General features: G+C 48.6%; 19 protein-coding genes. 8 read left to right on the top strand and 11 right to left on the bottom strand.

The features are described from left to right. Nucleotides 1–10 precede the first annotated feature (10 nt). Entirely contained in the window at nucleotides 11–1,534 is a 1,524-nt protein-coding gene (locus tag ACWHX8_RS07135) for a sensor domain-containing diguanylate cyclase (protein WP_447971264.1), read from the top strand. A 105-nt stretch (nucleotides 1,535–1,639) separates the two neighbouring features. On the opposite strand, the gene ACWHX8_RS07130 is transcribed toward ACWHX8_RS07135, so the two are convergent. Continuing rightward, nucleotides 1,640–2,500, bottom strand: coding sequence for an HDOD domain-containing protein (locus tag ACWHX8_RS07130; RefSeq protein WP_447971263.1), 861 nt, complete (start codon nucleotides 2,498–2,500; stop codon nucleotides 1,640–1,642). 508 nt (nucleotides 2,501–3,008) lie between these two features. Continuing rightward, nucleotides 3,009–3,863 (bottom strand): hypothetical protein, encoded by an 855-nt coding sequence (locus tag ACWHX8_RS07125; RefSeq protein WP_447971262.1) that lies wholly within the window; start codon nucleotides 3,861–3,863, stop codon nucleotides 3,009–3,011. Nucleotides 3,864–4,019: 156 nt separating this feature from the next. Between ACWHX8_RS07125 and pyrE the strand changes: the two genes are divergently transcribed. Continuing rightward, nucleotides 4,020–4,589, top strand: coding sequence for an orotate phosphoribosyltransferase (gene pyrE, locus ACWHX8_RS07120; protein ID WP_447971261.1), 570 nt, complete (start codon nucleotides 4,020–4,022; stop codon nucleotides 4,587–4,589). Nucleotides 4,590–4,871: 282 nt separating this feature from the next. Here the strand turns inward: pyrE and ACWHX8_RS07115 are convergent, their stop codons facing one another. Next, the gene (locus tag ACWHX8_RS07115) at nucleotides 4,872–5,186 is read right to left on the bottom strand and encodes a hypothetical protein (RefSeq protein WP_447971260.1); all 315 of its coding nucleotides are present in this window, start codon (nucleotides 5,184–5,186) and stop codon (nucleotides 4,872–4,874) included. 200 nt (nucleotides 5,187–5,386) lie between these two features. On the opposite strand from ACWHX8_RS07115, the gene ACWHX8_RS07110 reads away from it, so the two are divergent. Continuing rightward, nucleotides 5,387–5,812: a rhodanese-like domain-containing protein gene (locus ACWHX8_RS07110; RefSeq protein ID WP_447971259.1), complete on the top strand. Its 426-nt coding sequence runs from the start codon at nucleotides 5,387–5,389 to the stop codon at nucleotides 5,810–5,812. Nucleotides 5,813–5,862: 50 nt separating this feature from the next. Here the strand turns inward: ACWHX8_RS07110 and ACWHX8_RS07105 are convergent, their stop codons facing one another. From ACWHX8_RS07105 to ACWHX8_RS07095, 3 genes are read right to left on the bottom strand one after another with little or no spacing between them, the layout of a single operon-like run. Then, nucleotides 5,863–6,744: an HD-GYP domain-containing protein gene (locus ACWHX8_RS07105; RefSeq protein WP_447971258.1), complete on the bottom strand. Its 882-nt coding sequence runs from the start codon at nucleotides 6,742–6,744 to the stop codon at nucleotides 5,863–5,865. Continuing rightward, the gene (locus ACWHX8_RS07100; protein ID WP_447971257.1) at nucleotides 6,741–7,118 is read right to left on the bottom strand and encodes a response regulator; all 378 of its coding nucleotides are present in this window, start codon (nucleotides 7,116–7,118) and stop codon (nucleotides 6,741–6,743) included. Before ACWHX8_RS07100 ends, ACWHX8_RS07105 begins: the two co-directional genes overlap by 4 nt. Before the next feature lie 36 nt (nucleotides 7,119–7,154). Then, entirely contained in the window at nucleotides 7,155–8,051 is an 897-nt protein-coding gene (locus tag ACWHX8_RS07095) for a tRNA (adenine-N1)-methyltransferase (protein ID WP_447971256.1), read from the bottom strand. A gap of 284 nt (nucleotides 8,052–8,335) precedes the next feature. On the opposite strand from ACWHX8_RS07095, the gene ACWHX8_RS07090 reads away from it, so the two are divergent. The 4 genes from ACWHX8_RS07090 (at nucleotide 8,336) to ACWHX8_RS07075 (ending at nucleotide 12,427) form a co-directional block, all read left to right on the top strand. After that, nucleotides 8,336–9,694, top strand: coding sequence for an NfeD family protein (locus ACWHX8_RS07090; protein WP_447971255.1), 1,359 nt, complete (start codon nucleotides 8,336–8,338; stop codon nucleotides 9,692–9,694). A 14-nt stretch (nucleotides 9,695–9,708) separates the two neighbouring features. After that, nucleotides 9,709–10,488 (top strand): slipin family protein, encoded by a 780-nt coding sequence (locus tag ACWHX8_RS07085; RefSeq protein ID WP_447971254.1) that lies wholly within the window; start codon nucleotides 9,709–9,711, stop codon nucleotides 10,486–10,488. A gap of 66 nt (nucleotides 10,489–10,554) precedes the next feature. Then, nucleotides 10,555–11,256 (top strand): potassium channel family protein, encoded by a 702-nt coding sequence (locus tag ACWHX8_RS07080; RefSeq protein WP_447971253.1) that lies wholly within the window; start codon nucleotides 10,555–10,557, stop codon nucleotides 11,254–11,256. A gap of 97 nt (nucleotides 11,257–11,353) precedes the next feature. Further along, a complete protein-coding gene (locus ACWHX8_RS07075; RefSeq protein ID WP_447971252.1) occupies nucleotides 11,354–12,427 on the top strand; it encodes an SGNH/GDSL hydrolase family protein in 1,074 nt (357 codons plus the stop codon). 519 nt (nucleotides 12,428–12,946) lie between these two features. Here the strand turns inward: ACWHX8_RS07075 and ACWHX8_RS07070 are convergent. Continuing rightward, nucleotides 12,947–13,666, bottom strand: a complete 720-nt coding sequence (locus ACWHX8_RS07070) for a hypothetical protein (protein WP_447971251.1) — start codon at nucleotides 13,664–13,666, stop codon at nucleotides 12,947–12,949. Between the two features lie 38 nt (nucleotides 13,667–13,704). Here ACWHX8_RS07070 and ACWHX8_RS07065 point away from each other — a divergent pair, with 38 nt between their 5' ends. After that, nucleotides 13,705–14,226: a DUF2141 domain-containing protein gene (locus ACWHX8_RS07065; RefSeq protein ID WP_447971250.1), complete on the top strand. Its 522-nt coding sequence runs from the start codon at nucleotides 13,705–13,707 to the stop codon at nucleotides 14,224–14,226. On the opposite strand, the gene ACWHX8_RS07060 is transcribed toward ACWHX8_RS07065, so the two are convergent. The 4 genes from ACWHX8_RS07060 to ACWHX8_RS07045 all read right to left on the bottom strand — a co-directional run bounded on the left by ACWHX8_RS07060 (nucleotide 14,223) and on the right by ACWHX8_RS07045 (nucleotide 20,066). Beyond that, on the bottom strand, nucleotides 14,223–15,611 hold the full coding sequence (locus ACWHX8_RS07060) for a glycosyltransferase family 4 protein (RefSeq protein ID WP_447971249.1): 1,389 nt from the start codon (nucleotides 15,609–15,611) through the stop codon (nucleotides 14,223–14,225). The two genes, ACWHX8_RS07065 and ACWHX8_RS07060, sit on opposite strands and share 4 nt — an antisense overlap. Nucleotides 15,612–15,979: 368 nt before the next feature. Further along, entirely contained in the window at nucleotides 15,980–17,710 is a 1,731-nt protein-coding gene (locus tag ACWHX8_RS07055) for an ABC transporter ATP-binding protein (protein WP_447971248.1), read from the bottom strand. 136 nt (nucleotides 17,711–17,846) lie between these two features. Further along, entirely contained in the window at nucleotides 17,847–19,052 is a 1,206-nt protein-coding gene (locus ACWHX8_RS07050) for an alginate O-acetyltransferase AlgX-related protein (protein WP_447971247.1), read from the bottom strand. 21 nt (nucleotides 19,053–19,073) lie between these two features. Continuing rightward, complete coding sequence (locus tag ACWHX8_RS07045; RefSeq protein ID WP_447971246.1) at nucleotides 19,074–20,066, bottom strand: SGNH/GDSL hydrolase family protein; 993 nt, start codon at nucleotides 20,064–20,066, stop codon at nucleotides 19,074–19,076. Nucleotides 20,067–20,109: the final 43 nt, after the last annotated feature.

Below are 20,109 nucleotides of genomic sequence, written 5' to 3'. Positions count from 1 at the left end.
CCACGATCTCATGCGAATCCCGCCATTAGCTTCTATCAGCATCGGACTTGTCTCCGTCACGCTCACCTCCATCATGTTGAGTAATTCGTTTTTTCAGATAGCGCCAGATGAACACGAACAGACATTTGCCTATCGTCGAACTCTTTCCGAATCGCTTGCCATTCAATATTCAACGCTTGCCGGTCAAGACGACTTTGAGACCATTGAAGTCGCCATGGACACACTGGTTGAACGAACTCCTGATATTTTGTCTGCAGCGTTGGTCTCTGTCCACGGCGAACCTCTGGCCGCAACCTCGACTCACCAAACACTGTGGTTGCCTCCGGCAGACAACGAGTCCACGCTTGATCATGTCCAAATTCCCATTTTTCAGGGCCTGGCTCGATGGGGTACGCTGCAAATTCGGTTTCAAGCACCTCAGGATTCTCCAACGGCAGAATTTTTCTCATTACCATGGACCCGCTTCATTGCGACAGTCGCCTGCCTGGGATTCCTCGGCTATTATTTTTTTATGAAACGCACCTTGCGACATTTGGACCCGTCCTCTGTTGTCCCCAAACGAGTGAAGGCGGCGCTTGATAATCTGGAAGAAGGTGTCGTGATCCTCGACCCCCACGATCAAATTATCTTGGCGAATAGCGCTTTTCTGAGACAGTCCGGGAAAGACCTGACGGCCCTACTCGGTTCAAATATCTCAAAATTGCCATGGGTTACGACAGAAGCCCATGTGGGAGAGGAGATGCCGTGGGTGCTTGCCCGCACACAGAACAGCCCACAAACTGCTTCTCCGCGAATTCTCATTCAATCGGAAGACACATTCAGGAAACTCTTACTCAATTGTTCCCCCATTCAAGATGACGCTGGTCACGTCACTGGCGTACTCGTCTCGTTTAATGATGTCACGGAACTCGATATTGCCAATGCGCAGCTTGTCGAAACCTTACACAATTTACATGAAACCCAGGATGAGCTCCTGAAAAAGAATGCAGAACTTGAACTCTTAGCCACGAGAGACCCGATGACAGGCTGCTTGAATCGCCGCGCATTCTTTGAACAGTTGGATCAATTGTATGTGGCGGCAAAAGAGCAGGACACCGCTCTCACCTGCATCATGACCGACATCGATCATTTTAAGTCCTTTAATGACCGCTACGGACATGCCCTGGGAGATCAAGTTATTAAAGTATTTGTGAAAACCATGAGTGAATGCATTCGGCCCACCGACATTATGGGACGGTATGGCGGCGAAGAGTTTTGTATCATCTTACCCGAGGCAGATAGATCCCATGCCAGGGAGATTGCCGAACGTATGTGCCGGAAAGTCGAAGCGGAGAGTGGAGGTAAAATCAGAACCACGTCAGGCCTCAGCATTACGGCAAGCTTTGGCGTGTCGGCAATACGTCCTGAAACCGTTGACCCATCAGAGTTGATCGAACAAGCCGATCAAGCTCTCTACATGGCAAAAGAGGGTGGACGGAATCAAGTGAAAGTATGGGAAGCGAACGCACCAGTACAACCAGCGGTCTCTCACTGAGAAAAAAATGACTGGAAACAACACTGATTATGACAGGACTCAAGAACTGCTGAAATGGGCGACGTATCGTGACGATACACAATCGTCAAAATTGATGAGCGAATATTACGCGGCATGCTCCATGGCTGGAGCGAATATTTCGAGCGTCTGGCTTAACCCTTCTTGAACCAATTCGAGCATTCGATTGAGATCTTCCTCTGAGAGATCTTGTAATTCTTGCCCATGTATCGTTAGCCATTGCCTCCAGTTTTCCCTAGGAATATCCAACAACTGACATTCCACGACAACTCCGGCAAGATGCAGGATATCGAGTTCTAAGGAATGTTCTGTTGCGTCGAACGGATTCATATGATAGCGAGTCGACCGCTGATAGTTTTCTGGAAGGTGCCAATGCGCCAATACGCGTGCTCCGACCTCTGCAGCTTCAAACCCGATCGTCTTCAGTTCGAGCTTTGGTCGTATACTCATCTCAGTTTTCGCCTGCTCGAAAACCTGAGAGGCAAGATCCGGCATCTTTTGATACAAGACAAGGTGTCCAATGTCACAGAGTAATCCACCCACGAATAATCGCTCGCTATCAATCAGTTGGCAGTGTTGCCCCAACACTCGTGCCAACAACCCTCGTTCAACGCATTGCTGCCAAAACGTTTTCATATCCATTACATCCGGCTGAATTTTGGAAAACGTTGAGGCAAGAGACGTGGCTAAGACCAGATCATGGATGGGTTGCATCCCCAAAATACTTGCAGCACGTGAAACTGTTTCAATTTTCCCTGATAATCCATAAAATGGGCTATTGACTAACCTCAAGACTCGAGCCGTCATCGCCGGATCAACGGACAGCGCCCTTGCCAACTCAACCATTGACGCCTTGGGATCTTCAACCACCTCTTTCACACGCAGATAGACATCGGGAAAGGTTGGCAAATCGTCACAGTCTTGGATAAGTTGTTCGACCGTTAACATGGTTGTCTTTCAATCTCGTATCAGTAGATTTTCACAGACCTATCAGGCTATAGCCTATAGCCGTTCCAATTTACTTCCATCTGTACGACGTGTGTTTTTGCGCTGTGTACATGATATAAATTCGATTGGAAGTTATTTGGTTTCGCTATAGATATGTCCTCATATCTAGATCGGCCATTTAGGTGGATCCCTTAACGGGAAACAGGGAAAGTTATAGCCGTTCCAGTTATGCCGGATCTACATGTCGTCGCACTGAATGCGATTAACCCATCGTGATTGAAGCATCAATCGCCTGCAGGTCATCCAGGCGGGCATAACCGTCCTTACGTTCAGGCGGTACCGCGCAGAGTTCATCGTCTTTTCCTGGGTGGAAGTTATTTGGTTTCGCTATAAACGTGAAAATTGCAAAATGAACAGTAAGGTGGAGTGGGAGACTGGGAGAAAATCGTGGAGTCTCAGAGAACAACGAACAGCCTCTTCTCACGAAATACGAGCAACGTAATACGTCCTAGCCCGACGAATCTGCTCGCTGTAGCGCCCGCATAAGTACCGGATCGCTCATAGCGACTTCACTCAGCGCATCCATAATATGGAGTTCCTTCGACTTGACGAGACCCTTGGCTTTTGAATATTGCCGGGCATTAAATCGAGCCACGGATGGCTGACCATTAATAATCTGGCAGGCCAGGACGCCTCCGGTCTTCAATTCACAGGTTCCTCCATGATCCAACAACGTTTGCGCCTCTTGCTGACTCACACCGTGAAATTCCGAAAAATCCTCAAGTCCGCTCGTTTCAACCAGCTTTCCATCCGGCATCACACATTTCCGTTTAAAATGCGGTGACCAATCTTTTCGGAAATCAATATATTTCACATCGCCTCCGCGTGCGACAGACAATTCTAATTTGGCGTAGTCAATTCCAAGATTCTTTTGTTTGAGCCGTTCTTTGAGTTCTTCGGGTAATGTTCGATAGAAGACACGGGTTGCCGCCTCCCCCATCGAAAGCCCCCAACTCTGACGTAGCTGTTCAGCATCGGCATATTGCTCAAGGTCCAACACCCATGTCTGTTTTGGTTCTTGCCCCGAGGAATCAATTGTGCACACGAAGAGGCCTTTCGTGACCAGACTGCCGGATTGTGGATACTGATACAAACCACCTTCAGTCAATAACTGCGTCACGGTTTCGAGCGGAATCTCATAACTTTCGGACAAGACTCTGGCATGAACGGCGAGATCTTCAGACTCGGTCATCGCACAGACCATGACATTTCCTGGAGGGTCATGATCGGTATAATTCTCAAGTATGTTATACAGCACCGGCAATTTTTCTTTTTTCAGGGGACGTTTCTTTACCTTAAACATCAGTAGGCACTCCTCATTGAAAAACTAAAGCTCGATCATTCAGCCCCCCCGCAGCAAGCTACGGGGAATAGAAAGATTCATATTTGCATTTCTTGATGGCCCAATGGTACAAGAATGGCCGTTTTTATCACAATCTTTCTTTCACGTATCTCCAGCATGTCAAAACAAGACCTTCTACAGGCCTTCCATACAACCAACGCCTTTCAATGGGACGAACACACCGGCTTTCGTCTGGCCTCTGGACGAACCAGCCCGTACTACATCGACTGTCGTATTGTCTTATCGCACCCTGAGCCTCGTCACCTTGTTGCACAACTGGCCTATAACTCCCTGCAACATTTCACCTTTGACTTGGTTGGAGGACTTGAAATTGGTGCAATTCCGCTCGCCACCTGTATTTCTGATTATGGGTATTCAGCACAGCCTTGCCGCACGTGGCGTACGTTTGTGGTCAGAAAACAAGCGAAAGATCATGGTCTGGGCAAGTTGATCGAAGGAACGTTTTCCCCTGGCGACACGGCGATCATTGTTGATGATGTCCTCACCACTGGGGGGTCGCTTATCAAAGCAGCAGACGCGGCACGAGAGGCCGGACTCGTCGTCACACGTGCCTTAGTTATCGTCGATCGTTCAGAACAAGAAGGACAGCAACGTCTCGCAGACCATGGCCTTGAATTAGTCCGCCTTCTCACATTGGACGACCTGAAAAAGACTCAGCCAGCCTGACGGCTCTGTGATGATAGCGAATCCTCATACATTTCCGTTGAGCCACCCTGACTTTCCCTGCGGAATTATAGCGAATCCCAATAAGTTCCAATCAGGAGAATATCACGAACTCCGCGCGGTACAATGCGAACATGAGGAAGGTTATGCCCGCCTGGATGCCCTGAAGACGATTGACGGTTTAATAACGAATGGTTATAGCGAATCCAAATACGTTCCAAGCAGGAAAATACCACGAACTCAGCGCGGTACAACGTTTCCACCACCGGAAGTTATTTGAAACGGCTATAACCAGCATTCAGTGGATCGACATGTCACTGATTCGGCATAACTGAAACGGCTAGAACTGGATGAGCGCGATCGTGCTTGACAGTCAAACTGAATCCCCCACCAATTTTCGGTGACCACATCTGTTCCTCCCACGCCCTCAACCACCCGCTTCCGTCCACGTGTCGGCCCTTCCCGGTTGATCATATACGAACCGTGACAATATTGTCGTATCCGACGTAAGGCATCCGATCTATTTGGAGAAAGCAAGTGTCCGACATGTTCTTGAAACACATATTGCACCACGCCTCCGCCGTTTCCATTCGGATGCATGAGCACTCCTGCCCCACACCCGAGGAACCAACCCGCCCCGAATGCAAGAGCAACGATACTTGACCAACGCTTCAAAGCCGGCATAAGATTTTTAGAGAGAGCGGATACCGTATTTTACGCGTCTGTCACGTGCGACAGAGACCCATCAAAACCGTCCTGAGTATACCCTGGCTTGAACGACTTATAAAGGAGACCTCATCATGAAACAGATAAACATCTTCATCATCATGCCGCTGATGTGTTGTGTGATCATGGGCCTGAGTCTCACGAGTTTTGCAGCCCAACCCTATGTCTTGAATGTTCAGCAAGTAAAGGCCGGACTCGATAAAGCAGCTGATCCAACGCAAAAGGGATTTATCCTCATCGACGTGCGGACACCAGAGGAACATCGTGATGGGTTTATCCCAGGAACCGATATGAATATCGACTATCGAGCGCTCCCGCAACGCTATCGAGACCTGGCGGCTCAACCCGATGATCATATTGTCGTCTATTGTCAAACTGGACATCGGAGCAATATTGCCGCGAATACGTTAATGGAATTGGGATACACACATGTGTATAACGTCGAAGGGAGTATGAATGCTTGGCAGGAAGCCGGATATGCGGTTGAACGCCCTCACTAAAGAGAAACCCTTCAGTCATACTCGTTTAGGTAAACAGGAAAGAGAAATATTTATGAAGGGACGAGACCGTCTGTCTCCTCCATCACTTTCGAGTAAATACCATCAAACTCGTAATGAATCTCACGAAAAGCTGAAAGCAATTGCGGATCGAAGTGAGAGGGCTTTGTTCGATCATTTCCATTTAACATTAAGTCACATGTTTTCTTATGAGAAAAGGCTGGTTTATACGGCCGCTTACTTCGAAGAGCATCATAGTGATCCCCGAGCATGACAATGCGTCCGGTGAGAGGAATTTGTTCTCCCCTGAGGCCATACGGATACCCGCTTCCGTCCCACCGTTCATGATGGGTGATCGCCACTTCCCGAGCCATTTTCAACAACGGTGACGAAGACCCTGCTAACAAGCTTGCCCCGAGTGTTGGATGCGTCTTGATCATTTCCCATTCTTCTTCCTCTAACGGACCCTGTTTTCCTAGCACGGCATCAGGAATACCAATCTTTCCCACATCATGCATGGGTGCCGCCGCAAAGAGCTGCTGAGCGGCCTCGTCACTCCAACCTATGCATAACGCCATGGTTTTTGAATAATGACTCAATCGTTCGATATGTCCTCCCGTCTCCTCATCTTTATACCGAGAAGCCAAGGAAAGACGGACGATCGTTTCTGCATAGGCCTGTTCTAGTTCTTGATTTTTTCGTTGCTCCGCATCATAGGACTTTTTCAAATCTCGGGCATAGGCTTTTAACTGTTGGTTGACTCTGGTGATCTGCCTCGTCTTGGCGGCCTCTCGCTGAAGTAACGCCTTCAGGTCAGTCGCATATCGTGCAAGTTGAGAACGGGAAGCGTCTAATTGACGTTGAACGGCACCGGTTACGTCCTCGGGAACTTCTTCAGGAATGAGCGCATCACGATTCGATGGGTCGAACCTCATCCTGCTAACGCTTTCTGAACAGTCTGTATTAGTTCGAGAGGACTGAAAGGCTTTTGAAGGTAGGAAAAGATTCCGAGCGTGTGCATTTCATCTTGGTAGTCACGATTGTCTTGACTCGTGAGCATCACGACGGCGATACCGGCAGTGATGGGATTCTCACGTAACCTTCGAACCACTTCGAGACCATCGAGTTTTGGCATGACCCAGTCCAGGATAACCAGATCTGGTCGATGATGGAGAATGGCCTGAATCCCCGCTTCTCCATCTTCCGCCGTATATAAACGATACTGAGAATCCTCTAGCGTTATTTCAACCAACTCTCGAATATCGTCGTCGTCATCCACAATGACGATGGTCTTCTCTCTGGTTTCCATCTCTCATCTATCCTTTGCTCACCAACAATGACACATTCACAATGTCTGGGGGTCTTCATTCGGTTCTTGATCCTCCTTGATCATGTCAGTGTGTTCCGGGCTTGCATCAAGCTCCTGTACTGGAGATTGCGACTCCCAGGTCCCTCGGTCTATCTTTCTGGCAACGGTAATAAATCCTGAGTGTGCAACCATACGATGATCTGGCCTCACACTACGGCCTTGAATATTCCATGTGCGTAATAATGTTTCAAAGGTTTCAATAAGCGCAAACTCCCGAGTCTCTTCCAATGCCGTAACGGTTTGCATGACCTGCGGAATCGTCGGCACAAAGCTGAGATAGAGCCCCCCGCATCGCAACCCTTGAACCGCATGGGGTACGACCTGCCACGGCTCAGATAGATCCAACACGATACGATCAAAGAGCCCTGCTTGAAGATCGTCTTCATGAATCCCTTGAAAAATATCGCCTAACCTCAACGTAAAGTTTGGAACCGCTCCCATGTAGCGTTCAATATTTTTTGTTGCAGTCCTGGCAAACTCATCTCGCATTTCATAACTGACGACCGTCCCTCGCTCACCGACGGCTCGAAGCAGAGCCATGGTTAACGAACCAGACCCGACGCCAGCCTCTAAGACCCGAGCCCCCGGATAGATATCTCCCCAAATGGTGACCATGGCCAGATCTTTGGGATAAATGACCTGCGCCCCTCTTGGCATTTTCACCGAATATTCAGCCAATGTCGGATAGATCGCGAGCATCGCCCTCCCAGTTGAGAGATGCACCATGGTGCCATCAGGAATGCCTATGAGGTCATCATGAGCAATTTTCTCTCCACTCAATTGAAAGACATCACCAGCCTTTAATGTGAGGGCATAATGTCGATCCTTTTTGTCCACTAAATGAATTCTGTTTCCGGCTTGTAGATATTTCATAATGGAGGCATTCTAACAAGCAGCTTGACCATTTCACACCCACTCTTTTGAGGGGAATTGAGGTGCGAAACGCGTATCTCGTCGTTCGTTGCTCGTCGTTCGTTGCTCGTCGTTCGTTGCTCGTTGCTCGTCGTTCGTTACTCGTCGCTCGTTGCCTGTTTTCTGTCCTATATGTTACTCCTCACGCTTTACACCTCACTCCTCCCGCCTTTTGGCGATTATCTTGACACCATTCGTCCGTGAACGTAAGATCCAAATAGACGGGCCCTCACTGTCGGAGCCCCATGATTTCCTTACAGCTACCATCAACGTTCTCCATATTATTGGGTACCGCCCGGTTTTTTTCTCGCCTTGTATGGCTCGTATTCTTACTGTTGAACTCCTGGCACACTCCTGTCGCCTACTCACAATCACCACAGGTTATCGTGGCCACGTACGAAGGCGTCATTAACCCCGTCGCGGTAGAATACCTACAGGAATGTATTCAAATAGCACACGATACGCGGGCTGAAACCTTGGTCTTTCAACTTGATACGCCTGGAGGGTTGGACACATCGATGCGCATGATGGTGAAGGACATTACACAATCACCGGTCCCCGTGGTCGTCTACGTCTTTCCACCCGGAGGGCGCGCCGCATCGGCTGGCGTGTTTTTGACTCTGGCCGCACACTTTGCCGCCATGGCACCTGGCACCAATATCGGAGCAGCGCACCCGGTCGCCATGGGAGGCGGGGAAATGGATGAGGTGATGAAGAAAAAGGTGGAGAATGATTCCGTGGCTTATCTTGTTTCCATTGCAGAACGTCGCGGCCGTAACGCCGAGTGGGCGGAAAAGGCCGTGCGCCAAAGCGTCTCGGTCACCGCACAACAAGCCCTAGATCTTCAACTCATCGATTTCGTTCCTGAAAATCTCACGAAACTGTTGGAAGCACTTGATGGAAAAACTACGTCAATCAACTCGCATACAGTGACCCTACAGACCGCCCAAGCGCAGATTCACACATACCCAATGTCCTGGCGTCTCAAGGTGCTGAAGGCTCTGAGCGATCCAAACATCGCCTATGTCCTCATGACGATCGGCACCATCGGCATCATTGCAGAACTGTACAACCCAGGTGCGATCTTACCTGGTGTTGTCGGCGCCATTAGTTTGATCCTGGCGTTTTATTCCTTACACACACTCCCGGTCAACTACGCAGGCGTACTCTTGCTCATTGTGGGTTTGGTCCTGTTGCTGTTAGAAACCACCGTCACGAGCTTCGGACTGCTGGCTATCGGTGGGATCACCTCGCTGATCCTCGGGTCAGTCATGCTGATTAAAGAAGGCTATCCGTTTTACGAACTCTCCTGGACAACGATAATTCCCATTGTCGCATTCACGACCGGCTTTGTGTTATTGATCGTCTCGTTTAGCGTGAAAACACTCAAAAGCCGAACCATGACGGGGAGTGAAGGCCTGATCGGCATGACAGGTTCAGCAAAAACTGATCTCACACCTTCAGGAAAAATTTTCGTGCATGGGGAACTGTGGAATGCCATCAGTGACACACCCATTCATGCCGGCGACACCATCGAAGTGACCGGCATGGATGGCTTAACACTCTACGTCAAACCCTCACTCGCATCTCAGCGGAACGCGTAACGGTGGAGGTGACCGTGAACCCTTCGTATATTGTTCTCTTTATTGGAATCCTCGCTCTCATTGCCAAAGGGTTTTATGTCTTACGTGAATATGAACGCGCAGTGATTTTCCGTTTTGGCCGGTTAGCCAGCGGCATCATCGGAGGACATGGACCTGGCGTGATTGTCATTATTCCATTTATTGACAAATTGGTTCGCGTGAGTCTCCGCACCGTCACCATGGATGTTCCACCGCAAGATGTCATCACCAAGGACAACGTCTCGGTCAAAGTCAATGCCGTGATTTACTTTCGCGTCGTCGACGCACAGAAAGCCATCGTCGATGTTGAAGACTACTACTACGCCACATCCATGATCGCGCAAACCACCCTGCGGAGCGTCTTAGGACAAAGTCAACTGGACGACCTGCTCTCCAAGCGCGATGAAATCAATGCAGATCTTCAACGCATTATCGATCAAGCTACAGAGCCATGGGGCATTAAGGTGTCGGCGGTTGAAGTCAAAAATGTCGACCTCCCCCATGAAATGCAACGAGCCATCGCACGCCAAGCCGAAGCCGAACGGGAACGACGGTCAAAAGTCATTCATGCCGAAGGCGAGTTCCAGGCGTCTCAACGACTAGCCGATGCCGCGAACGTGTTATCGCAGAATCCTGCCGCGATCCAACTACGCTATTTAGAAACCATGATGAGTATTGCCGGGGACAAAAATTCGACTATACTTTTCCCGCTTCCAATCGATATTCTAAGCGCATTCATGAAGACATCCGATAATCCACAAACGAAAGAGCGGTAAGAGAATCTCAGCTGTCAATCCGTCCACGCATGACTCACATCGCTCATTCATGAAGGAATATAAGGAATGAAACGTTTTTTTGCCGTGATCGGACTGGGACGATTTGGCTATAGCGTAGCTGAAACGCTGATCAACAAAGGCTGTGAGGTCTTGGCCATTGATCGCGATGAGGAAAAAATCCAAGCCATTAGTGATATCGCCACATTCGCAGTCCAGTGTGACGCGACCGATGAACGAGCCCTCAAAGCCGTCAGCGCGCAAAACGTGGATGTGGCTGTGGTCAGCATTGGCGAGAATATCGAAGCGAGTATTCTTATCGTGCAAACACTAAAGGAGATGGGCATAGAATCGATTATTGCGAAGGCCGTAGCGCCCATTCAAGGAAAAATCCTCAAGAACCTGGGCGTCAATGAAGTCATCTACCCTGAACGTGATACGGCCATTCGCTTGGCTCACCGACTCATTTCACCAAATGTCTTAGAATATCTTGAACTCGCTCCCGGATACAGCATCGAGGAAGTCTCCGTTTCAGAAAAATTTTCAGGGTTAAGTATCGGAGAATCCAAAATTCGACAACAACATAATTTAAATATTATCGGGATCAAAAAACAGGTTACCCGCATGGTCAAAGGACGGATGATGGTTGGGGAGTCCTTTAACTTTACTCCGTCCCCGGATGAGATCATCGAAAAAGGTGACGTCCTTGTCTTGATCGGTCGAGAAGAAGATTTCGACCAATTCAGCGATGCTGAGGACGATAAAGATTAACGTGCTCGAACCATCGCAACTATCACGTCCCTCGTGACACATTCTCCAGAACACCTCATTTCAATTCAAATAACAATCGGGCACTGCTAACTGTGCAATGAAATCACTCTCAAAGCTTATCTTTACTAATATAGCCGTGCTCTTGGTCGGTCTCTTATCGATAAACTTTTTTTTCTCGATCATTATCGACGGCGTCTATCTTTATAAAAAAGTCTTTGTATCGATCGGACAACCCTTGTATCGCGAAAGCCTGCCTGATCAGGAGGAGGCCAAGAACATCTTTCGTGAGCTTCGACAATTAACGAAACAATACACCCCCTACATGGGATGGTCCCGTCAACCGTTTTCCGGCGTCTCCACCAACGTTGACTCCGTTCATGGCGAACGCATCACGCCGCAACCCTCGAATCAGACCAACAAGCATATACATTTTTTTGGCGGCTCGACCATGTGGGGAAGCGGGGTGGATGATCAGCACACTATTCCAGCTCATTTCCATACACTCCAGCCGGATTACCAAGTCTATAATCATGCGCAATCAGGTTTTATCAGCCGCCAAGGCGTGGCACGATTAGTCAACCTTGTGAATCAGAACAGCCCGATGGATGTTGTGGTGTTTTATGATGGATGTAATGATCCGTTGACACTGTGTCGTGGAGACATCTCAATTAACGGGCACCGGGAAGAATCAAAAATCCGACAAAAACTTGAACATCAATGGCAAATTCCTCAAAGCATTTTTACCGCCACGCAAATAGCTATTCGAACAATTTTCAAAGGAGGAACCCGTCCTCCATCTCGATGTGAAGACGACCCGAACTACGCCAAAACCGTCGCAACCACAATGGTCAATAATTGGAAAATCGCGAAAACAATTGCATCCATGAAAGGCGCAGACTTTCATGCGATTCTTCAACCGGTCTCACGGCTGGGTCATCCCAACATCGACTATTTAGATGAAAAATACGATGGGTCAGAATGGAAAGCCGTCTATCCGTATGTGCAGGAAATGAAACAAAAAGAAAATCTGACATGGCTTCATGACTTCTCTGATGCGTTTGATCGAAAAGACCCAATCTATATTGACTTGTGCCATGTCAACAGTTTAGGCAATGAAATTATCGCCAAGAAACTCAGTCAAATCATTTCCCGTCTCGACAACGCGTCCTGATAACCGAGAGTAAAGCCAGCACATGACGATGCGTGAAAAGGAATGGTATAGTTTCTTAACTTTTTCTCAGTACCTATGATCTGACGCCTGCAGGCCAGTCCGTTGAGTGAACGCCTCTCATACTGTGCGGGCTTGTTTGAGCGCAGCGAGTTAGCCCGCCCCACCAAACGGTGTTCATCTCATCAGATAAGCCTGGCCTGGGCGTTCATGGTTTTGGGTCCTTTTGCCGAAACAAAAGGGCCTCGGCCGCTGGGACGAACCCCGGCAGAGAGCAAAAACCTAGGACGATAAGTAAGGCATACGAGCAATGTGGGAATGAGAATGCGCCATGTTCTTAAGCAAAAGCTCCTCTGCACTATAGCGAATCCAAATAAGTTCCAGCCGAGTCACCACCACTCACAGAGCGCAAGAACACACTTCGTACAGACGAAACTGTATCCGCACGGTTACAGGTCTTAATGAAAAATTTAAAAACTATAGCACGGCGGAGAAACACGAAACGGTTTTTAGAGGTGCCCTTTAATAACTCTCAGATGTTCGTGCCACGCCAAATACCCGAGAGAGTCGATCCATAGGCGTCAGATGCTTAATCGCGACCATAAAGACTTTTCGCATCCGATCTTCCGGACAATGAATTTCTTTCATGCCATGCCAAGAATTTGGCGTTCGTGAAAAGAGCAGGCTATAATTTCCTATGGCACGAGAGGGAATGATATGCTGAAATGCATCAAAGTCCGGGGCTGACTTCCGGTCAAGGTGTCCGCCATCATCAAGAATGAGTGTTTCCCCTCCCCATTCCGGACTCCAATCCGTCGGAGTACTGAAGTAGAAAAGATGTGCGCCAACTTTATTCTTGTGATCGCAATGTGGTGAGATCGAACACCCATTGGGTGTATAAAACCAAAAAAAATCCAGTTCAAACGAACGGCATTTCAAGAAAGTTTTGAGAAATGATCCATATTCTTCCCCTTGCAGTTCTTGAAGAAATTCTTCCCATGGATCAGGCAAAGTAAGGCCTTGACGATACTTAAGGGTAAAACGATCATGACTTTTTTGACCATACTTTCGAGCTCTTCCAAACGTCGTGTTAAACAACGAAATGTCCGGCAAGGCATCAATCAAACACTGATACGCCTCTTCGCGTAACAACCCATACGGATTCACCCATGGATAGGGGTTCTGCCGCTGATACGCATCGACATCAATAGCCCCAAGGGTTTCTGAGTTAAGATACGTCATGGCGCTCACCATACAACAATTGTGATTCGACCGACAAGATGAGTCATCATTTACAGGGACAAGCCATTCACACCCGACAACCCCTAGGGCGTTCCACTCACCTTTTCATACTCATTGCCATACTGTACAGTTCAACTATTCCAAGCATTGGTGCGAACTCAGACTCACTCCCTTCATACTGTGCGCAAGCACCTCATCCAATTCTCATCACCGTACTCGGACTACGCAATACGCACGGTTCGATCAAAGCTAAGCTCTATGGCGACAATCCAGATGAGTTCCTTGTTTCCGGGAAGAAATTGGATACGAAACGCGAGTCGGCAGAAATCCCATCTACAAGCATCTGTCTCCAAGCACCCAGCCCCGGTACCTACGCCATTGTCGTACATCACGACGAAAATGGGAACAAGAAATTAGACACCAACTGGATTGGCCTGCCAACGGAAGGCATCGGGTTTTCAAATAACCCTGAGCTTGGCCTCACACAACCGGCGCATGACGATGTGGCATTTCAAGTTCGTGACGGACTCACCAGGGCAACCATCACGTTGCAGTATTAGGAATCAGACGACTTTTGCTTGACCATCGCCTTCCGGGCTCCATCTTTGACTGTACGCCAACGCAGCCTCTTTTTTCCTGCATGAAAAAACACCGAGACAATCTGAATAGCAATATTTAGATCACCTGGACTTTCTTTCACAGCCGCTCTCATTAATTGTAAGGCTTGACGCCACTCACCAAGCTGAATCAACATTTTTGAGCCTCGAACATATTCACAAGCCCTGATCCACTGCTTTACTTTTTGATCCAAATCGTCAAAGCATGCTGCTGTCGGCACAGGAGGTTGGCTCGATTGTTGAAATACGGTATGAGAACATCTATCAGATAGAGGCACTGATCGACGGGTATGATAATTGTTGATTGCCGTTTCATACAGCCTCCCAAGACACACTTGCGTTTGACTCCACGATCGTTTTCGAAGAATGGTTTCCCTCGCGGCCTCTCCAATCTTAACGATCAGATCACGGTTCCGTTCAAGTGTCACGGTCATGTCAACGAAGGCCTGGGAATCGTCAAATGGAACGATGAAACCATTCTTGTGATCGTGCACGAGATCAAGCACGGCACCCACTGGTGTCGAAACACACGGCAATCCGCTAGCCATGGCTTCAAGCAGTGGAACAGGCCCCCCCTCGATTCGAGAGGTTACCCAAAACACATCGAGGGCTCGATACAACCTCGCGATTGCCGTATGATCGAGTTGGTAAGACACGTGAACGACCGCAATGTTTTCACTCTGAAGCTGACGAACGAGCTGTTCCCAGCCAGGACCAATCATTACAATTACAAGTTGCGGCATGGATTGACGAAGAGTTTTTACGCTTTCGAGGAAACACGCCAACCCCTTTCTTCCATCGACATCACTTGTCCGTCGTCCGGCAAACCCAACGACAAACGCCCCTGTTGAAATGTTCAATTCCTGACGAATGGAAGATCGTTCAGCCTGGCTCGCCGGATAGAACTCCGTCCCATCAACGGCAAACGGCACAATCCCCAATCGCTCACAAGGTATACCCACATCAATCAAATACTGTTGCCATTGAGTCGACACCGTCATGACGGCATCGCAGTCATCAAGATATTTCACATGCGTGTTGGAATCCATATGATGGAACGTCGTCACCGTCGGCAATCGACCACAGAACGGCTCCATGGTTTTCGTATTCAAAAAATGGACAAGATCAAACGAGAGTGGAAATTGCCCATACCGTTGCTGAAACTCCCTGATCACATGTTGCGAACAAATCACGGCGTTGAGTTGAGGATTATTTTTGACAACCTGGCGGGCAAAATGACCAACTGTCCAATAGAGGGAATCAACGACCAGGAGAACGCGAAGTGGGTCGCGTCCTTGATGCTGTGCAGTAGATTCCTTAACAGCCATTGGCTTAGGAAGACATCCTTGTCGTAACCGAATGCCACACTTAAAAAACTGATACGTTATCTTACGCTATAGCCGATTCTCTGAACTTCGATACCTTGAAGCCCTTATAGCCGTTTCAGTTATGCCGAATCAGTGACATGTCGATCCACTGAATGCTGATTGCTCCTTCGTTATTAAACCGTCAATCGTCTTCAGGGCATCCAGGCGGGCATAACCTTCCTCATGTTCGCATGGTACCGCGCGGAGTTCGTGATATTCTCCTGATTGGAACTTATTGGGATCCGCTATAATTCCGCAGGGAAAGTCAGGGTGGCTCAACGGAAAGATATGAGGATTCGCTATAGTCTCTTGAAACTTAGAACACCCGCCTAAGCACGGTCTTCAACTAATGTGGCGGTACCCTGTTCTAAACGATACACACGATCTGCCGCATCAATAAGACCCGCCTGATGGGAAATAGCAAGAATCGTCAACGATCCTCGAAGCTCCTGTAGCGTTCGACAAATCGCAGCTTCTGTTGCCGAATCAAGTGCACTGGTTGCTTCATCTAAGATAAGCAGTCTCGGGCGATGCGCCAACGCCCGGGCAATAGCAATTCGCTGTCGTTGTCCACCGGAAAGGCTACTCCCATGCTCACCCACGGAAGTCCGTAATCCTTGAGGAAGTTGTTGAATAAACTCCCAGGCCCCTGCGGCGCGAAGTGCAGATTCTACATCAGCGTCCTGAAGATCCGGGTCTCCCAACGTGACATTTTGATAGACGGAATCATGCAACAGTAACGTTTCTTGGGGCACATAGCCGATTGATCGCCTCCAGGCGTTCAAGTTCACAACGCCTAATGGCAAACTATCCAAAGATACTTCCCCTTGCTGTGGCCGAATAAGACCGATCACCAAATCAACGATTGTGGTTTTTCCAGCACCGGACGGTCCGACAATTGATGTAAAGCCACCGGCCGGGATTGTCAATGACGCGTGGTTGAGCACCGGACGTGTGTCGTATGAAAATGTCACATTGTCGAATCTAATCTCATGCTCTAACTCTGGGACTTGATCACCTGATACATTTTCACATTGCTGCTCTGCCTGCTCAATCGTTTCACGAAGCGACCAATATGCGCTTTCAAATATCACCATATCCTGATATTGCCGTTGAATCTTTCCCAGCCGACTCAGCATCTGTGCCAGCAATAAGATAAGAACCATGACGGTCGCAAACGGCATTCCCCATTTCACTAACGCCATATACAGCCCAATGGCGACCAAAATCGTCAGCATCGGCTCCTGTGATGCCCGCAGTGCTTCCCGACTTATCACCTGTTTTCGAATGGCTTTGTTTAATTTTTTCGTTTCGGATTCCAAAAGGGAACTAAACAACGCTTCTCGCGCCATCGCCTTTAACGGTTTGACGGAACGAAGACTATCCGTCATGACTGCCAAGAGGGATTTCAGCAACTTGGTTTGACGTCTACCCGCACGCTTGGCCATCCTGATTAGCTTGTTGAGCACGAATAACAGACAGACACTCGCAACGATTGCCGTCAAGGTTACTTTCCACGAAACCAGAAATGCCACGCACATATAGACCAGCACTTGAATCGAGACGGCGGTGACATTGGCAGCAAAATGATAGGCACTGGCCGAACGCTGGGCTTCAGTTGCGACGGCATTCACCAACATCCCGGCAGGCTGACGAATGTAGTACTCCCACCGCGTTCTCAATAACGCACGGATGAGAGCCAACCGAAGATCGGTGGCCACATGAGCCATGGTATAGCCGACTTGCCGATTCGCTAACATTAAAAACACATTTTTAAGCAGTATGCCCACAACAATGACAATCAACAGAGCTTCAAGTGACGGAGACAACCCCATACGCACCAAAGCATCCAGTATGAGTTGACCAGGCCCTACATCAGTTGAAGATGCTCCACTCTCAAGAGGCGGTGATGGTGCACCTTGACTGTCTATCGCGGTACTTAAGAGTGGAAGGAGGGTGGATAAACTCAGTCCTTCCATCACTCCAGCGAGTAACAAGGAAAGGAGTGTGAAAAAACTTGGCCAAGGATAAGCTCGACCGAACGCGAGGAGTAAGCTCATACCGGTGAGAATTCGATTTTTTCAGAAAGGTCTTGCAAGGAGATCTCGTGATTCTTTTTCAATATGCCAGAAACATAAGACACTGTCGACCGAGACAGATTGAGGGAGCATGGTTTTCGAACACACCAGTTCGCGATCATTCGCTCTTGACCAGCCCACGCACATGCAACTGTCGAGCAAGAGACGTCGCCACCAATTGATGAGACTTGGCCGTCATATGTTCATCTTCAATACTATAATATAATCCAGATTCCCCCTGACGAGCAGCCTCAACTAATACGGTTAGCGAATCAAGCACAGGAATACCGGCTTCCTGCCCGAACTCCTCAAAGACTCGATTGATACGAGTGAGGTCAAGTTGTAGCTGCGGGTAGGCTTCTTGAACTTTTGCTTGATATTCATTCTCCACTTGAAGTTTTGGAGCCATGACCGTCATCGCAAATGTGGCCCCTTGAGCTAGTACCTGCTCTCGCATGCGTAAAATAAGGGCCTTCGTGACTGCCCATCCATCATCCCAGAGGCGCGTATAGTCCTCAACCGACATGCCACGAGTTGAGTATTCAGGAGCAAATTCCGCAAGGAACGGCCATCCGATAAACATGTTCGGATCATGGAATTTCGACGTTTTAAAACTACCCACAAGCATTTTCCCTAAGCGATACAACACCTGCCGCTTGTGATACGCTTTCAAGCGCTCTTCCGGAGTACGATCTTTCTCTCTCTCATAGAAAGGTTTGACATGACTCAAGTCCAATTGCAATTGACCGGCATCATCAAGACTCGCATAGGCTCGCACCTTTTTCTTCTGATGGAGTTCCTGCAAAACTAATGTATTCGTTTGAATATCCGTGTTTGGACTGAATGCTAATATGACAAGATCCGGCTTGTACGACAAGCCTTCTTCTTCTAAGAACAATAACTCCTGCACGGTGTTATACGTGGCAAACCCGCCATTAATAATTTCCACTCGATCCGCGCCAAGCTCTTCGGTCAAACGCGTTGGGATAATCTGCTCAACCGGAACCCCGCTTCCAAACGTCGTGGAATCGGCAACGAAAAGGATTCGTTGACGATGATCTTTGGGGCCAATATCCGGACCACGAAGACCCTGTGCATTGATGTGCACGGGTACATTGAAGTCCAACTCCTGATGCCACCCCGTCAATCCAGGACCATAGGCAATCGTTCGTGTTGGATGGGGAACCGTAAAGGAAGGGCTGGAAAATGGTTGTGCCAGTGAACCGAAAAAATACACACGAAGAAATGCCTCCATCACCACGACCATCACCGCAATAGTCATGCAAACCAGAACCACATTCAGCAACGGCGTTTGTTTCTTCATGAGATTGTCTATTCGCAAGAATTAGGGAGTAAAGTATTGGGGGAAATGTTCGAGTAAAGCCTGTTGCAATCTGCGAGCAAATAAATTTCCCGCCTTGCCATTGGGATGTGCATCCGTGGGGGTGACCCATAGGGAATGCGGTTCCTCGGCTTGCACTGCCGGCAATAAATCCAGAAACGGCACATTCAGACTCTCAGCTTGCCTCGCAATGAGATCAGTGACTTGGGTGAAAGGATAGGGGGCCACTTGGTGCAGCTCTGGATAATTGACCATTATCACCTGAATGTTCTGCTCTCGACAAAATTCAACCAGTTGCCGAATCGCCTCCTGCGTGGCCACCCATCCAGATTGACGCTCCGCATAAAGATCACGGTAATAACTTAGCCAATCGCCTCGTCCAAAATAACTGCGCATGAACACATCAAGACGACCGGCGAAAAAGACCGCCGCATAGGAATGTTCGACGAATACATTTTGGGTCCGTGACGGCGTGGGCTCCGCATCATTAATAAAATAGTTCAACACCACAATATCGGGATCATACCGAAACCCTTCGTGGAGGAAATAGGCCGTTTGCATTGCCGTATTGGTATTCCCAATTCCTGTATTCAGCACCTCAAAGCCTTTTGGTGATTCCTGTTGATTGAGAAGAGACTCCAGCACATACGAAGTCACACCCTCTGGTTCCGCCCCCCAACCAAAAGTTACAGAATCTCCAAGCATCATAATGCGCACCACATCATTCGGCTTCTCTACCGTATAGTCTTTATCCCGCCATCCAACTGCATTGATTGCAACCGGTACGCCCATGTACGTGCCAGACTGATTTGGCACATGCTCATGCCCCATTCCCGGAATTTTACTGACACGCTTGATATCGCGCGCATAGCGCCACATTTCAATGTCAAAATTATTCGTATTCGCTTGCGTGACTCGTACGTAGACTTCGAACACGCCAAAGACCACAAGCAAACTCATAAGCGCCAGTAGCACACCAAAGATAATATTTTTCATGATATGTATAAGAAGTTAGATACGATTCACAAGCACGAGAGGA

Source organism: Nitrospira sp. M1, assembly GCF_965152605.1.
The sequence above is the reverse complement of the archived record's forward strand: the minus strand, read 5'-3'. Positions and strand labels throughout refer to the sequence as shown.

Bases quoted from the DNA above. Each gene is read 5' to 3' on its own strand.
- ACWHX8_RS07135 (WP_447971264.1), top strand. From the start codon at position 11: ATGCGAATCCCGCCATTAGCTTCTATCAGCATCGGACTTGTCTCCGTC.
- ACWHX8_RS07130 (WP_447971263.1), bottom strand. From the start codon at position 2,500: ATGTTAACGGTCGAACAACTTATCCAAGACTGTGACGATTTGCCAACC.
- ACWHX8_RS07125 (WP_447971262.1), bottom strand. From the start codon at position 3,863: ATGTTTAAGGTAAAGAAACGTCCCCTGAAAAAAGAAAAATTGCCGGTG.
- pyrE (WP_447971261.1), top strand. From the start codon at position 4,020: ATGTCAAAACAAGACCTTCTACAGGCCTTCCATACAACCAACGCCTTT.
- ACWHX8_RS07115 (WP_447971260.1), bottom strand. From the start codon at position 5,186: ATGCATCCGAATGGAAACGGCGGAGGCGTGGTGCAATATGTGTTTCAA.
- ACWHX8_RS07110 (WP_447971259.1), top strand. From the start codon at position 5,387: ATGAAACAGATAAACATCTTCATCATCATGCCGCTGATGTGTTGTGTG.
- ACWHX8_RS07105 (WP_447971258.1), bottom strand. From the start codon at position 6,744: ATGAGGTTCGACCCATCGAATCGTGATGCGCTCATTCCTGAAGAAGTT.
- ACWHX8_RS07100 (WP_447971257.1), bottom strand. From the start codon at position 7,118: ATGGAAACCAGAGAGAAGACCATCGTCATTGTGGATGACGACGACGAT.
- ACWHX8_RS07095 (WP_447971256.1), bottom strand. From the start codon at position 8,051: ATGAAATATCTACAAGCCGGAAACAGAATTCATTTAGTGGACAAAAAG.
- ACWHX8_RS07090 (WP_447971255.1), top strand. From the start codon at position 8,336: ATGATTTCCTTACAGCTACCATCAACGTTCTCCATATTATTGGGTACC.
- ACWHX8_RS07080 (WP_447971253.1), top strand. From the start codon at position 10,555: ATGAAACGTTTTTTTGCCGTGATCGGACTGGGACGATTTGGCTATAGC.
- ACWHX8_RS07075 (WP_447971252.1), top strand. From the start codon at position 11,354: ATGAAATCACTCTCAAAGCTTATCTTTACTAATATAGCCGTGCTCTTG.
- ACWHX8_RS07070 (WP_447971251.1), bottom strand. From the start codon at position 13,666: ATGACGTATCTTAACTCAGAAACCCTTGGGGCTATTGATGTCGATGCG.
- ACWHX8_RS07065 (WP_447971250.1), top strand. From the start codon at position 13,705: ATGAGTCATCATTTACAGGGACAAGCCATTCACACCCGACAACCCCTA.
- ACWHX8_RS07060 (WP_447971249.1), bottom strand. From the start codon at position 15,611: ATGGCTGTTAAGGAATCTACTGCACAGCATCAAGGACGCGACCCACTT.
- ACWHX8_RS07055 (WP_447971248.1), bottom strand. From the start codon at position 17,710: ATGAGCTTACTCCTCGCGTTCGGTCGAGCTTATCCTTGGCCAAGTTTT.
- ACWHX8_RS07050 (WP_447971247.1), bottom strand. From the start codon at position 19,052: ATGAAGAAACAAACGCCGTTGCTGAATGTGGTTCTGGTTTGCATGACT.
- ACWHX8_RS07045 (WP_447971246.1), bottom strand. From the start codon at position 20,066: ATGAAAAATATTATCTTTGGTGTGCTACTGGCGCTTATGAGTTTGCTT.